Source organism: Paenibacillus sp. FSL R5-0475 (assembly GCF_038004585.1).
Taxonomy (GTDB): Bacteria; Bacillota; Bacilli; order Paenibacillales; family Paenibacillaceae; genus Paenibacillus_AQ.
The window spans coordinates 4,771,244-4,784,627 of record NZ_JBBORK010000001.1 but is presented as its reverse complement, the minus strand read 5'-3'; the positions used below and the strand labels follow the sequence as shown (position 1 = coordinate 4,784,627).

At 44.0% G+C, this 13,384-nt stretch carries 12 protein-coding genes; 8 read left to right on the top strand and 4 right to left on the bottom strand.

The genetic code is table 11. The features are described from left to right. Position 1 precedes the first annotated feature (1 nt). From MKX41_RS21375 to MKX41_RS21360, 4 genes are read left to right on the top strand one after another with little or no spacing between them, the layout of a single operon-like run. Complete coding sequence (locus MKX41_RS21375; RefSeq protein WP_036681274.1) at positions 2 to 202, top strand: hypothetical protein; 201 nt, start codon at positions 2 to 4, stop codon at positions 200 to 202. Continuing rightward, positions 195 to 584 carry a hypothetical protein gene (locus tag MKX41_RS21370; RefSeq protein WP_340972999.1) on the top strand — a complete coding sequence of 130 codons (390 nt, stop codon included), beginning with the start codon at positions 195 to 197 and terminating at the stop codon, positions 582 to 584. Before MKX41_RS21375 ends, MKX41_RS21370 begins: the two co-directional genes overlap by 8 nt. Beyond that, positions 556 to 1,248 carry a M15 family metallopeptidase gene (locus MKX41_RS21365; RefSeq protein ID WP_340972997.1) on the top strand — a complete coding sequence of 231 codons (693 nt, stop codon included), beginning with the start codon at positions 556 to 558 and terminating at the stop codon, positions 1,246 to 1,248. Before MKX41_RS21370 ends, MKX41_RS21365 begins: the two co-directional genes overlap by 29 nt. Positions 1,249 to 1,261: 13 nt before the next feature. Beyond that, entirely contained in the window at positions 1,262 to 1,543 is a 282-nt protein-coding gene (locus tag MKX41_RS21360) for a holin (RefSeq protein WP_094876686.1), read from the top strand. Between the two features lie 103 nt (positions 1,544 to 1,646). On the opposite strand, the gene MKX41_RS21355 is transcribed toward MKX41_RS21360, so the two are convergent. The 4 genes from MKX41_RS21355 to MKX41_RS21340 all read right to left on the bottom strand — a co-directional run bounded on the left by MKX41_RS21355 (position 1,647) and on the right by MKX41_RS21340 (position 6,773). Next, positions 1,647 to 2,957, bottom strand: coding sequence for an MBL fold metallo-hydrolase (locus MKX41_RS21355; protein ID WP_340972994.1), 1,311 nt, complete (start codon positions 2,955 to 2,957; stop codon positions 1,647 to 1,649). Next, positions 2,954 to 4,633, bottom strand: coding sequence for an ABC transporter permease (locus MKX41_RS21350; RefSeq protein ID WP_340972992.1), 1,680 nt, complete (start codon positions 4,631 to 4,633; stop codon positions 2,954 to 2,956). Before MKX41_RS21350 ends, MKX41_RS21355 begins: the two co-directional genes overlap by 4 nt. A 5-nt stretch (positions 4,634 to 4,638) precedes the next feature. Continuing rightward, complete coding sequence (locus tag MKX41_RS21345) at positions 4,639 to 5,718, bottom strand: ABC transporter substrate-binding protein (protein WP_149647941.1); 1,080 nt, start codon at positions 5,716 to 5,718, stop codon at positions 4,639 to 4,641. Between the two features lie 86 nt (positions 5,719 to 5,804). Further along, positions 5,805 to 6,773: an ABC transporter ATP-binding protein gene (locus tag MKX41_RS21340; protein ID WP_149647922.1), complete on the bottom strand. Its 969-nt coding sequence runs from the start codon at positions 6,771 to 6,773 to the stop codon at positions 5,805 to 5,807. Between the two features lie 166 nt (positions 6,774 to 6,939). On the opposite strand from MKX41_RS21340, the gene MKX41_RS21335 reads away from it, so the two are divergent. The 4 genes from MKX41_RS21335 (at position 6,940) to MKX41_RS21320 (ending at position 13,318) form a co-directional block, all read left to right on the top strand. Beyond that, positions 6,940 to 7,833, top strand: coding sequence for a LysR family transcriptional regulator (locus tag MKX41_RS21335; protein WP_340972987.1), 894 nt, complete (start codon positions 6,940 to 6,942; stop codon positions 7,831 to 7,833). 236 nt (positions 7,834 to 8,069) lie between these two features. Beyond that, complete coding sequence (gene ppc, locus MKX41_RS21330; protein WP_076285561.1) at positions 8,070 to 10,862, top strand: phosphoenolpyruvate carboxylase; 2,793 nt, start codon at positions 8,070 to 8,072, stop codon at positions 10,860 to 10,862. A 1,152-nt stretch (positions 10,863 to 12,014) separates the two neighbouring features. Next, positions 12,015 to 12,581 (top strand): RNA polymerase sigma factor SigW, encoded by a 567-nt coding sequence (gene sigW / locus MKX41_RS21325; protein WP_042192081.1) that lies wholly within the window; start codon positions 12,015 to 12,017, stop codon positions 12,579 to 12,581. Positions 12,582 to 12,703: 122 nt separating this feature from the next. Then, complete coding sequence (locus MKX41_RS21320; protein ID WP_042192079.1) at positions 12,704 to 13,318, top strand: zf-HC2 domain-containing protein; 615 nt, start codon at positions 12,704 to 12,706, stop codon at positions 13,316 to 13,318. Positions 13,319 to 13,384 lie beyond the last annotated feature (66 nt).

Below are 13,384 nucleotides of genomic sequence, written 5' to 3'. Positions count from 1 at the left end.
AATGCTGTCACAATGGATTCGGCGGCTGCTTCTCCCCCGGCATGTTGATAAAGAGATGGAGCTCCGCAGAGCCTCTACCAGCGTTACGCTGACCATAAGTCATTATAAAAATGTCTCGCAGGAAATTCAGGAGGAGATTGATCGTAACCGATTCGCCAAATATTTAGTTTATGATCGAGGGGATCATGATGCACATGATTGATTTTTTATTATTGGTGCTATATAGCACTGCTGCAGCCTGTGGAATATACATCATTTATCGCCACAGACAATATTTTTACGAACGATTCAAAAAAGGTGTGGTCAGCGTGTTTATGCTGGCTATGCTTTTTTTCTTAATGGCCTATACATTCAATATGTTAATCATTCTACTATTCCGTTTGGTAGCTCTACTAGGAATGGACTCGGCAGCATGGCTAATTTGGCTGCAATATAGCTGGGCTATCGCCCATTTCGGTACAACTGGTGGGATCATCATACTCGCAATATTGACCCGTTCGGGGAAATATGACCAATTTATTTATCTGAAAAAGATAGACAGAAAAGAGGATCATCATGCTGACACTAATGCAGGTGAAAAATAAATCAGCCTTGCGCTTAACAGGCCTACATCCCGTAGTCCGTTCCGCTGCCACTGCGCTAATTGAGCGCTGTTACAAACTCAACATACCCATTCTCATTACCCAAGGACTTCGCACAATTGCCGAGCAGGATGCTCTTTACGCACAAGGACGAACTAAGCCGGGAGCGATTGTTACCAATGCACGGGGCGGGTATAGCTATCACAATTTTGGACTAGCCGTAGATTTTGCTCTTTTGCTGCCAAATGGATCGAGTGTGTCATGGGATATGTGCCGGGACGGGAATAACAACCAGATCGCAGATTGGCAGGAGGTTGTAAAAGAGGCCAAGGCACTTGGCTTCGAATGGGGTGGTGATTGGACTAGCTTTAAGGATTACCCACATTTTCAAATGGCATTTGGCTTAATGCTCACTCAGTTACGTGCAGGGGCAAAGCCCTCAACATCTGCGGTGGAGTCAGCGTATAAGGTCATCAATCGGAAGGAGGAAGAAGAATTGAAGAGTGATATTATTGCCGTCGTAAAAGTTAACGGGGTTAAGGTTACAGATGGAGTTCTTGAAAAAGGCATAACCTACGTTCCCGTTCGTATTATTGCAGAAGCGCTAGGTGCACAGGTGGGGTATGATTCCGCCACTCGAACGGTTGAGATTAAAAGTACTCACTAAGGAGGTATCTATCATGGAAACTAGAGAGATTTTAGATGATGTTATGGCGTTTGCTTCTATATTAGCTGTATTCGTACTGGCTCTGGTTCAATTGGTCAAAAATAGTATCAACATCCCGCGTAATGCAGTCCCAATTATCGGACTATTAATAGGCTTGCTCATCGGAGCGGCAGCGTATCCTTTTACCGAACTGGATATCGTCCTTCGCCTTTGGGCTGGGGGGTTGGCTGGTTTATCTGCGACGGGGTTGTTTGAGCTAGCTTTTAAGGATCGACCGGGGACGACGAAAGAGTAAATGGATAATCGGTACGAATCATTAAAAAGGGCTGTTCCAAAACGTCTACATAGACCTAAGGAAGAGCCCCATTGTTTTTTTTACGAGATTACATAGTTAAGCTTCAGAACGAAAGCGTACTTCCAGGCAGCAAAGAGTACAGCCCTGCAAAACCTTCTCTTTCTAATATAGAAGTGACATGATCAATATGCGATTTGGGAGCATGAACGAGCACCGACCGGCGGCTAGGAATCGTTTGGAGCATTTCTCGAATATCCGGTAAGCCTTGGTGGACCTTATAGCGAATGAGTGAGATTGTACATCTCATGTCGCTAGATTCTTCTACCATAGAATGTTTAACGAGACGGTGCCCGAAACTGCCTGCCGCCAAATGTCCCGTGAAAATCACATGGTTCTTAGGAGAAGCAGAGAGCTGATGAAAATACTCTTGTGCTTTTGCCGACTGCATCATTCCATCATTGGTAAACACGATTGAGCTCTTGAGATTCAACAATGCCTTTGCTCGTTCCTCTGAATTAGATATAATACACAAGTTCTTTCTATTAAAAAGCATATCAACGCGCTGAATAGCGCCCTCTTTCAGCCATTCGGTCTTATCGCTCAAACCTCTTAAAGGTGCTATGAGCTCTTCTTCGACGATCAGCTGATCATCCGGGAAACACTCGCTTGCCCATACGATCAATTCCTGGCTTCTGCCATGGATAGGCACCGGAAGGAGGATTGAACCCCCATTTTGCAGAGTGTTACAGATCGCTGACTCTAATTGCTGTAACTTTATAAGCTGCTCATCAGGATCAGCGCCGTATGCGGCATCGATAATGGATAGATCGACGACATCTTTAGCTCCGGCTTCCATAATCGTAGGTGAATCTGCCATGAGCAGCAGCGACTCCTTCGTATAATCCCCTGAGAAAAATACGACTGTTCCGTCCCATTCGAGGATCAGCCAAACCGAACCTGCTAAATGTCCGCTTCGCCCCCATTGTACTCGAAGATTAGGTGCAATCCTCAGCCAAGTCTGAGGGGGGATATGCTCCTCCAAATACATGAACTGAATAGATTGCTTATCTATTTCTCCATAAGGCAGTGATGCGGACTGAGCAGCCACATATTTATCCCAAGCTTCGAAATAATCGGGAAGCTGTTTAACGGTAGCTTTCGTTGTCCATACCTTACCTGAATATCCATACTTATATAGTAGGGGAAGTGCTATGGAATGATCCTCATGCGCATGGGACAGAAACACTGCCTGCAAATGCGGGATGATGTCTGTATCAAGCAGGGGGTATTCACCTGGACCTTCTTTTTTGACACCACAATCGAGTAGAATACCAGATTGCCCATCTTTGTTCTGCAAAAGATAGGAGGAACGGCCATGCTCTCCGGCCCCTCCCCAAATCGTTAGTGTGCTCATCGTTGTCTCCGCTTTCTATCTGGGCTTAAATATTCTAATACTAGTAGTAATATAGTGGTAACGCCGACAGAGATTACTGCCATGGCCATCCCCATCGCTACAGCACCTTGTTCAAACTGGGCAAAAATATAGGTCGCCGATGTCTGCATTGAAGGTGGAAGAATGAGTAAGGAGGCTACCAGTTCCCGATTGGAAATGGTGAAGGTCATCATCCATCCAGCCACCATCCCCGGTAGAATGAGTGGGAGCAGGATACGGCGGAACACATAAAGCTTGCTTCCTCCGAATACTTGTCCCGCTTGCATAAGGGAGGAATCGATCTGCCCATAGCTCGCTTTTACATACTGAACAGTGTAGGGGATGAATAGTACAACGTAGGTAAGCACAACCATCCAGTAGGTATTATAGAGCGGAATAGGCATCCAGCGAGCATTCCATAGCAGGATTAGCCCTACTACAATTACAATTCCAGGAACTGTGTTGGGAAGTAGGCTGAATAGATCTGTAATTATCTGCTTGAATGTAGCTCCTTTTCCTACAGTTAAGGCAAACCAAGTCCCAAGAATAACTGCGATACTGGAAGCAACGATGGCTAATGTGAAGCTATTTAATAAGGCCTCAAGACCTTGAGAACCCGGTGATAGCAGCTCTGCATAATGTTTTAAGGTTAAATTGCTCCAAGATACGCCTTCCCCTCGCAGCTTCAACAATGAGGCTGTAATGATCGAGAAATAGGGAATGCCGATAGATGCTAGAAGTAATAGAACAACATATCCCCAACTAAGAACCCCTACAATTCCAGTACTTTTATAACGTTTGGTACGAGTCCCTTTTCCGCCTATTAAGCGATAAGAAAAGCGGCTGCTAATTAGAGTCTGGATGTACCACATGACGAGACAAACTCCGAGCAGCAAGGAAGCTAGTGAAGTAGCCTTTCCAAAATCTATTGGCCAACTAGAGATATACTTATGGATCTCAGAGGTCAGAACGTAAAAGCCGATCCTACGACCAAAGGTCGCAGGGGTACCAAATTCGGCAATCGTTTTGACGAAGATGAGAAGGGCTCCAAGCCCATAGCTGGATAATAGCAAGGGAATGATTACTCTTTTAAATCTGTAAAAGAACGGAGCGCCATGAACAGAGGCTGCTTCCTCCAGATTGCCTCCGATCTGCAAAAGCGCATTACGCAGCAGTAAATACAGGAAGGGGAATAAATGCAGGCTCATGATCAGCACCATCCCTCCATAACTAAAGAAATACGGAGTCAGCACGGAGGAAGCGGGCAGAAACTGTTCCATATACCCACCCGTTTGCATAAATAACATCCAACCCATTGAACCAATGTATGGCGGAGTCATAAAAGGGATTAGTAGCACAACATCTAGCCAATTATGATGCCCTAAGTCCGTTTTAGCCATAATCCAGGCCAGAGGTAGTGCAAATAGCGTAGTTAGTAGAATAACGCTTACCCCGAGCCCGATAGAATTCAGCAGTACCTCAACCAGATCATGACTACCCATAATGGTTCGTAGTGGCGCGGCTATATCCAGCTGCTCATTGGGATAGATACTGGTCCAAAAAATGAGCAGGAGTGGCAGCAGTACGAGCACTGTCAGTATAAATAAAGCAAGTCCGCCGCTCACCCATTTAAATGAGCGTAAAGAGTTAATATTCATTACGCTTATTTAAAAATTTGTGTGAAGGTCGAGGAAACTTCATCACTATGTTCGTTCATCCATTCCCATTTCACATCAAATGTCTTAATTTCATCGAGATTTGCACGATTCTCTGCTTTCACATCGGTTCTGCCTGGCAATAAGTAGGCTTTAGCAACTAGCGCTTGAGCTTCATCAGATAGAAGATAGTCGATAAAAGCTTTGGCATTATCTACATTCGGGCTTGTCTTAATAATCGCAGCCGGGCGAGGGCTGATTACTGTTCCTTCAGCAGGGTAGACGATATCTACAGGCTCTCCATCAGCTTTTGCCTTATAAGCCATGTAATCTACACCTGAGGCAACGACAGATTTAGCACCGGTAATAACCGGATCAAGTGCCTCCTGATTGGCGCCCGCCATCGCTACACCATTGCTTTTGTATTGTTTAAAAAGATCCCAACCGCTGTCCCCTTTAGCGCTTAAATATCCAGTTACAAAATCTAGTGCCGAGCCAGATAGCGAAGGATCTGGAATATTGACGGTTCCTTTCCACTCCGCTTTAGTGAGATCATCCCATGAAGTCGGAGGTGTGCTTACTTTTTTAGTATTGTAGACAATCCCTAGTGCGGATGCGCTATAGCTAAAATAATTGCCATCTGCTGTGTCTGACCAATCGCTAACGAGCTTATCTGCATTAACCGCCTCTTTATATGGAAGCAATAATCCATCATTCTTCATCCCTTGCATGGACGGAAGGGAGGCAAGAACAACAACATCGACTACTGGATTGGATTTCTCTGCTTCCATACGGGCTAATATTTTTCCAGTAGTGCCTTGGAACATTTCAACCTTCACACCGGTTTTGGCTTCAAAGCCGTCTTTAATTTTATTGGCTAGACCTTCAGGACCTGCGCTGTAGACGACAAGACTGCCACTCAGAGCTTTCTCTGTGGGTTGTGGTGCTTCAGTTTGAGCTGTAGTGTTAGCGGTTGAAGTCGGATTGCTTGCGTTAGCAGCAGGAGTGTTAGTAGAGCTACAGCCGGCTAGACTCGCTCCGATTATAGTTGTTAGAAGAAGTGTACTAAGTCCTTTAGTGTTATTCATTGATTTCAATGTGAATGCCTCCCTAATATTTTTTGCATCTTGCTGCATGGAACAGCATCATACGAGCTATTCCATGCAGTGGACGCTTAATTCAGATGATGGATCTGGTGCTCTGAAGCGTAGACCTGGATCGTCTCTCCAACAGGTAGACGTTGATCATGATAAGCGGTCCAAGCGGTTTGGTTCTCCATTTCTAGAATGACCTCATAGCGATCACCCATATAGCTCACATGTCGAATCGTCCCCGTAAAAGGGAGAGAGGAAGCATTCTCCTGAGACCAACGTAAATGTTCCGGACGAAGCATTTGCTTATCGGGAACGATCCAGTTGGATTTTCCAATAAAATGAGCTACAAAAGGATGATTGGGTTTCTGATAAATCTCCTCAGGAGAACCTGTTTGTAAAATAGTTCCACCTTGCATCACGACCACTTCATCTGACATAGACATCGCCTCGGTTTGATCATGGGTGACATATAGAGCAGTAATACCCATGTTCCTCACCAAGGAGGTTAACTCCAGCCTCATTTCATCTCGCAAGACTGCATCCAGTGCACTTAACGGCTCGTCGAACAATACGAGTTGGGGTCTAGTAACTACAGCTCTGGCAAAAGCAACCCGTTGCTGTTGTCCACCGGACAGCTGATGGGGAAAGCGTAGCTCGAGTCCTTCCAGCTTTACGGATCGAAGGGCTTGCTGAACCCTAATCCGTAAATCCTTTTTCTGCTTAGAGGCACGAAGTCCGAAGGCGACATTCTCGAAGACAGTTAAATGCGGCCAGAGCGCGAAATCTTGAAAGACCATGCCAAAGTTGCGGCTATGGATGGGACGACTAATTTTTTTGTTGCCTGAGAAAATAAACTCGTCATCCATTAGGATTTCTCCAGCATCCGGTGTTTCTAGCCCAGCAATCAGACGGAGTAGTGTCGTCTTTCCACAACCTGAAGGACCGAGTAATGTCGTAAAGCTTCCAGCGGGAATCTTCAGATCTGCAGCCTTCAAGGCATGCACATCTCCGAATTTCTTTTCCAATCTGTGGATTGTAATTTCCTTCATCTCTATCTACCTGCCTGTTCTTAAGCTTGTTCTTAGTGTAAAGGTAAAGAATTCCCGCTATATTTGCTGAATGTAACTGTGATATTAACTTTTTTGCCGATTTATTTTAACATTCATAGAATTCTTCTATGTTACCGTTTAGTGAATAGGCGAGGAGTGGATGATAATGAACCTTAATTTAATCAAGCTGGAAATCGTAGAATTGCTAAATAAACATAAGAAAATAACTACAGTAGCCGATAAACTCGGACTGAAGCAGCCCACCGTTACGTACCATTTGAAGAATTTAGAGCAGCAATTGGGGGAGAAGTTATTTGAATCCAGAATGGATAAAATGATTCTTACGGAGAGTGGAAAAGCGTTTCTTCATTATGCGACTAAAATCAATGCACTAGCTGCAGAAGCGGAGCGGGTTGTAAAAGAGTTCAGTCAGGCGGGGCGAGGAACGCTTAAGATTGGTGCCAGTTACGTTCCAGCTACTTATATTCTTCCGAAAATATTGGGGCTGTTTGGAGAACAACATCCGGGGATTACGATCTCTTTATCGGTTAAGCCTTCCCCTGTAATCAAAGAAATGCTGGCTAGCCATGAGATTGACCTTGGTATTTTGTCTACAGAATCTTTTTATCTACCAGATCTGCATACTCAAGCCTTGTGTGAGGACGAGCTCGTGCTTGTTTTTTCGCCATCTCATGAATTTGCCTCATTTACTAATCTAAACCCGGCTATGATTGCTTCAGCAAGTTTTATATTACATGACAAAGAGTCGAGTACACGCCAACTGACGGATAAATGGTTTGAGCGTGAAGGGAATGAACCGAGGACCTATATTCTACTGGATTCACTGGAGGCCATAAAGCAATCGCTTATGAGTGGAAAGTACGTTTCGTTTATATCGCGTCTTGCTGTGGAGGATGAGGTAGCCAGAGGAAGATTGCTAATGCGCACCATTCCAGATTATAATTTTCAAAGACATATTTATTATTCGTATAATCGCGATCGTCATTATTCTCCGCTTATTGGCCTGTTCATCGATCAGATTCGAACGCTCCGTATTTAAATACACATAATGAAGGTATGCTAGAGCCATTATATATAAGAAAGAATACATAAAATATAAGGACTGTATAAATTGAGAAATTGGTGTATAATCTTAGATACTGTGTCGCTTTACAGCGCAAAATAGTTGGAGATTTTCACGCAGTTTTATTGTATGATATGAGGAAAGCTTTAATAGGCGATTTTTAGACAGACAATAATTAACACATTGATCCGGAAGAGAATGGGGGGAGCAGCATGACCGAACTTACGACTACCGTCAGCAAAAGCAACTCTAACAATCTGCTGCGACGGGACGTACGGTTCTTGGGGAACATTTTAGGAGAGGTCTTGGTTCACCAAGGCGGTAACGAACTACTAGAGATCGTGGAGAAAATTCGCGAAACCAGTAAATCGCTGCGCTCACTATTTTTACCTGAACTGCACAGTGAATTTAAGGAGTTAATCAATTCTTTGGATCCAGAGAACCGTCATCAGGTAATAAGAGCGTTCGCTATTTATTTTCAGCTCGTGAATATTGCCGAACAGAACCATCGGATTCGCCGCAAACGTGACTATGAACGTTCAGCTGGGGAGACAGTCCAACCCGGTTCTATAGAAAGCGCGATTAAAGAGCTTCGTGAACGTGATTTCTCTCATGAGGAAGTTAACGAGATTATTGCAGGATTATCTCTGGAACTTGTAATGACGGCACATCCAACGGAAGCTATGCGCCGTGCTATTCTCGATATTCATAAGCGGATATCTGATGATGTTATGGGTCTGGATAACCCTACCTTAACCTTCCGGGAGCGTGAACAGCTCCGTGAGAAGCTATTAAATGAAGTGATTACGCTATGGCAAACGGATGAACTGCGTGACCGTAAGCCTACCGTACTCGATGAAGTACGTAATGGGATGTACTATTTCCATGAGACGATCTTCCATGTATTGCCCGATGTTTATCAAGAACTTGAACGTTGTCTCAGTAAATACTACCCAGGGCAGAATTGGCATGTACCAACCTACTTGCGTTTTGGCTCATGGATTGGTGGAGACCGTGACGGTAACCCTTCGGTAACTTCTACAGTTACTTCACAGACCTTGCGCATGCAGCGTAAGCTGGCGATTCGGGAATATCAACGGATTATGCGTGAACTCATGAAATATCTAAGCTTTAGCACAAGTATTGTTAAGGTGACGCCTGAGCTAGTAGAATCCATTGAAGCTGATCGTGAGATCATTAATCTTGGCAAGATGGAAGAATGGCGCAATGACAATGAACCTTACCGTATTAAGCTTAGCTATATGATCTCCAAGACACAAAATGTTCTGGATGATGAGAAAAAAGATACTCTTGAGCGTTATTCTACACCAGAAGAGTTTATCGATGATTTGAACGTGATTGACCGCAGCTTACGGCATCACTATGCCGATTATGTGGCCGACACTTATATTAAGAAATTGATCCGCCAAGTGGAGCTGTTCGGTTTCCATACGGCGACACTTGATGTGCGTCAGCACAGTCAAGAACATGAGAATGCTATGACTGAAATTCTGGCGAAAATGAACATTACGCCGGATTACTCCAAACTGTCTGAAGATGAGAAGATTGAGCTACTGGAGAAGCTGTTGAATGATCCACGTCCAATCACTTCTTCTTATCAGACGTATAGTGAGGGTACAGAGGAATGTCTTGCAGTGTACCGGACGATCTTCGCTTCGCAAGAAGAGTACGGCAAACAATGTATCACTAGTTATCTGATCAGTATGGCAGAAGCGGCAAGCGATATTCTGGAGGTTATGGTCTTCTCCAAAGAGGTAGGACTATTCCGCAAAGATAATGACGGTACAGTCGTATGTACGCTGCAAGCTGTGCCACTTTTTGAAACGATTGATGATTTGCATGAAGCACCACAAATTATGAATAGATTGCTCAGCATGCCTATCTACCGCGATGCAGTAAGAGCAATGAATGATTTGCAGGAAATCATGCTTGGATATTCAGATAGTAACAAAGATGGCGGCGTGGTTACCGCTAACTATGAACTGCGTGTTGCTCTGAAAGAGATTACAGCTACAGCCGATAAGTTCGGAATCAAGCTGAAGTTCTTCCACGGTCGTGGTGGAGCGCTCGGCCGTGGCGGCATGCCGCTTAACCGCAGCATTCTGGCTCAGCCAGCCTCGACGATTGGCGGAGGCATTAAGATCACCGAGCAGGGAGAAGTTATCTCCTCCCGTTATTCGATGCAAGGGATTGCTTACCGCAGTCTAGAGCAAGCGACATCTGCGCTTGTGACTGCAGCGATCAATGCGAGAATTCCACAAGCGGATTTATATGAAGAGAAGTGGGAAGAGATTGTTGCCCGTATCTCTGAAGTTTCGCTTCACAAATATCAGGATTTGATATTCCGTGATCCGGACTTCCTGACTTATTTCAAAGAATCTACACCTCTGCCTGAGGTTGGAGAGCTTAATATTGGTTCACGCCCTTCCAAACGGAAGAACAGTGACCGCTTTGAAGACTTGCGTGCAATTCCGTGGGTATTTGCGTGGACACAAAGCCGTTATTTGCTTCCAGCGTGGTATGCTGCTGGAACCGGACTGCAGAGTTTCTATGAGGGTAAGGAAGAGAATCTGAAGATAATGCAGCATATGTATGAGAACTTCTCATTCTTTACTACACTGATAGATACGCTGCAAATGGCTATTTCAAAAGCGGACTTGATCATTGCTAAGGAATACGCCAGCATGGGCAAGAACGAAGAAGCGCGTCAACGGATCTTCGGCCAGATTGAAGATGAATTCAAACTGACCTCTGAGCTGATCCTGAAGATTACTGGCCAGCAGGATATCTTGGATAACGTCCCTGTGATTCAGGAGTCGATTAGACTCCGCAATCCTTACGTTGATCCACTTAGCTACCTGCAGGTTCAATTGCTATCTGAGCTTAGAGCGCTCCGTGAAGTTGACGGAGACGATAGCGAATTGCTTCGCGAAGTATTGCTTACCATCAATGGCATTGCCGCTGGTCTTCGGAATACCGGCTGATATAGTCTTAACACAAAAAGTCCGCCCTTTATCGGGGCGGACTTTTTGTGCTTGTATAGGAAATTACGCAGTATCTGGCAGATTCTAAAAGATTACTTTCATGGATTCATGGAAATGCACGGTCATCATCTGACCAAAAGTCTTCATAGAAGCATTATAGACCGAGAATAAAGCGATGCGCTGTGGCACACGCGTTATGGACATTGCCAGGAATGTGTGCAAAGGATGCACAAAAGGAGCGCTGGAATCCGTGTTTATTTGCATCTTTATAAGAATTACTGTCTGTTCGCACACATAAACATTTTTAAGTTTCATATTTCTCTGCTTCAGGGTCAAAATGCTGAATTAAAGGGGATTATTACCTGTAAATCGGTATTTCAAGCTCATTTCGATAAAATATAGGGAATTGTTCCCTTTATATCAGCTGAACTTGGTGTAATTAATTGAATTTGGCCAATATACAGGGAGAAATTCCTTATAACTTGGTCATAAAACAGCTGTTACCTAATTTATAGGGAGGTTTTCCCTATAACTTGTTCCATCAAAATGAAACCCTAAACCTACACTGGAGTTCTTACTCGCCAAATCACCGAAAACCCTGCGGAAAGTATAACAATGTCTGCTCCATATGCGACAAATTTAAACTAACAGAAGCCTATTCAACCGACGGGATGATTTTGTTGCTTAATACGAGCTACTTTGCTCATAAACTAAATATTGTGCTGCGAAGTGATTCTTTTGTCCTGAAAAATATTGTGGTGCTTTGCCCAATATTGATCTTTCAGGCCCTACCCAAGTAACCGAGATGTAAGCGAAGGTAAATAGTGTGGCACTTATTATTCAGGTGATGGAGTAGCGTAGAGAATGTTTGGAACTGTAGGAGCGTTAGCGATCGCCTTTATTGTCAGATTTCTACCGCAAGTAGCGGTTTTAAATCAGGAAATCTGACAATAACAGCGACCGGAAGTCCAAATATTTCTCGAAGCTGCACTTAATCACTTATACCAAGTTGTCCAGTTTTTAACTCAGTTTACAGAGAAGGTTACAATACAATCCTTGATTTTTACACAAACTTGAATTACGATTTAATTGCTTGTACCGTGGATATTTGAAAATAAATACCAAGGGCGGCAAGTCTGGGGGAGTTAACAGGTGGAGAATTTGGAAGGCAGATTGACAAAGCTCGCCTTAAAAGGCGACCAAAGGGCATTTGCCGAGCTTGTGGAACTATATAAAGACAAAATATATCATCTGGCGTACCGGATGCTGAACAATCGCCATGAGGCGGAGGATATAGTTCAGGAGACCTTTTTGCGTGTGTATAGAAACTTGGATCGGTATGATGATAAACAGAAGTTCTCTACCTGGATTTATCGGATTGGAACGAACCTCTGTATTGATAGATTACGCAAACGGAAACCAACCTATTCGCTCGATGCAGATATGAACGATCAGGAGGGCCTTGACGGCTATTCGTTGATTCCAAGTGATAATGTAACACCTGAGACCGAATTACTGCTCTCTGAGACACAGGGGCTAATCTATGAGGCCATTGACAGTCTGCCTGTGAAATACAGGTCTGTGATGATTCTTAGATACCTGCAGGATTTGTCGCTTCAGGAAATAAGTGATGTGCTCGACATGCCTGTAACCACGATTAAGACGCGTGTACACCGAGGTCGTGAATTTTTACGTAAAAAATTAGGCCCGAAAATGTAAAAATAGATTTTTTTTTATGAAACATCTTTGGGAGAGCGACGTATGTAAGTTAAGCAAGTCTTATGTGTCCTGACCCTTTGTCTTAGGATAATTAAATAGCACTCATGAAAGGATTGGCTCCTATGGAATGCAAACTGGCCGTCTCTATGATGCACGACTACTTGGATGACGACTTGCCCGATCAGCAGCAGAGGGAGTTGAAGGAGCATCTTCTATCCTGTCCAGATTGCCGTGCAAAGTTTAAAGAATTAGAACAGACAGATATGTTGATGTTCTCCCTAATGCATCAGAATCCTGTTGCCTCAGATGATCTTGTGAGCCGGATAATGAGTTCATTGCCAAAGACCAAGAAAGAAAATGCTTTTGTTACTTGGATCAAGAGACACCCTGCACTTACAGCGGCATCTCTGTTTCTTGTCGTAATGCTGATGAGTTCCGTAACTTTTTGGAGTCCAGATAGACAACTTGTAGTTAGAGGTGCAGATCTGGATCAAGTGGTTATCAAAGGGGATACTGTAATCGTACCTTCCGGCAAGATTATTACCGGTGACCTTACCATAGAGAATGGTAAAGCACAGGTATATGGGGAAGTGAACGGCAACGTAACAGTCATTGACGGTTCTTTGTATCAGGCTTCAACAGCTCATATTTCTGGGCAAGTCAAAAGCATAGACCAAGCGGTAAGTTGGCTCTGGTATAAAGTGACGAACATGTTCTCTGAAGTTGCCTACCGTTAAAGAAAGCGACAGTGGTTACCTTGAGCTGGAATATTATTTTGCGCCTCTTTTTCCGGAAAGATGGCG

Excerpts from the sequence above, each read along its gene's own strand:
- MKX41_RS21320 (WP_042192079.1), top strand. The coding sequence starts at position 12,704 with ATGGAATGCAAACTGGCCGTCTCTATGATGCACGACTACTTGGATGAC.
- MKX41_RS21355 (WP_340972994.1), bottom strand. The coding sequence starts at position 2,957 with ATGAGCACACTAACGATTTGGGGAGGGGCCGGAGAGCATGGCCGTTCC.
- MKX41_RS21345 (WP_149647941.1), bottom strand. The coding sequence starts at position 5,718 with ATGAATAACACTAAAGGACTTAGTACACTTCTTCTAACAACTATAATC.
- MKX41_RS21365 (WP_340972997.1), top strand. The coding sequence starts at position 556 with ATGCTGACACTAATGCAGGTGAAAAATAAATCAGCCTTGCGCTTAACA.
- MKX41_RS21370 (WP_340972999.1), top strand. The coding sequence starts at position 195 with ATGATTGATTTTTTATTATTGGTGCTATATAGCACTGCTGCAGCCTGT.
- ppc (WP_076285561.1), top strand. The coding sequence starts at position 8,070 with ATGACCGAACTTACGACTACCGTCAGCAAAAGCAACTCTAACAATCTG.
- MKX41_RS21335 (WP_340972987.1), top strand. The coding sequence starts at position 6,940 with ATGAACCTTAATTTAATCAAGCTGGAAATCGTAGAATTGCTAAATAAA.
- MKX41_RS21340 (WP_149647922.1), bottom strand. The coding sequence starts at position 6,773 with ATGAAGGAAATTACAATCCACAGATTGGAAAAGAAATTCGGAGATGTG.
- MKX41_RS21375 (WP_036681274.1), top strand. The coding sequence starts at position 2 with ATGCTGTCACAATGGATTCGGCGGCTGCTTCTCCCCCGGCATGTTGAT.
- MKX41_RS21360 (WP_094876686.1), top strand. The coding sequence starts at position 1,262 with ATGGAAACTAGAGAGATTTTAGATGATGTTATGGCGTTTGCTTCTATA.
- MKX41_RS21350 (WP_340972992.1), bottom strand. The coding sequence starts at position 4,633 with ATGAATATTAACTCTTTACGCTCATTTAAATGGGTGAGCGGCGGACTT.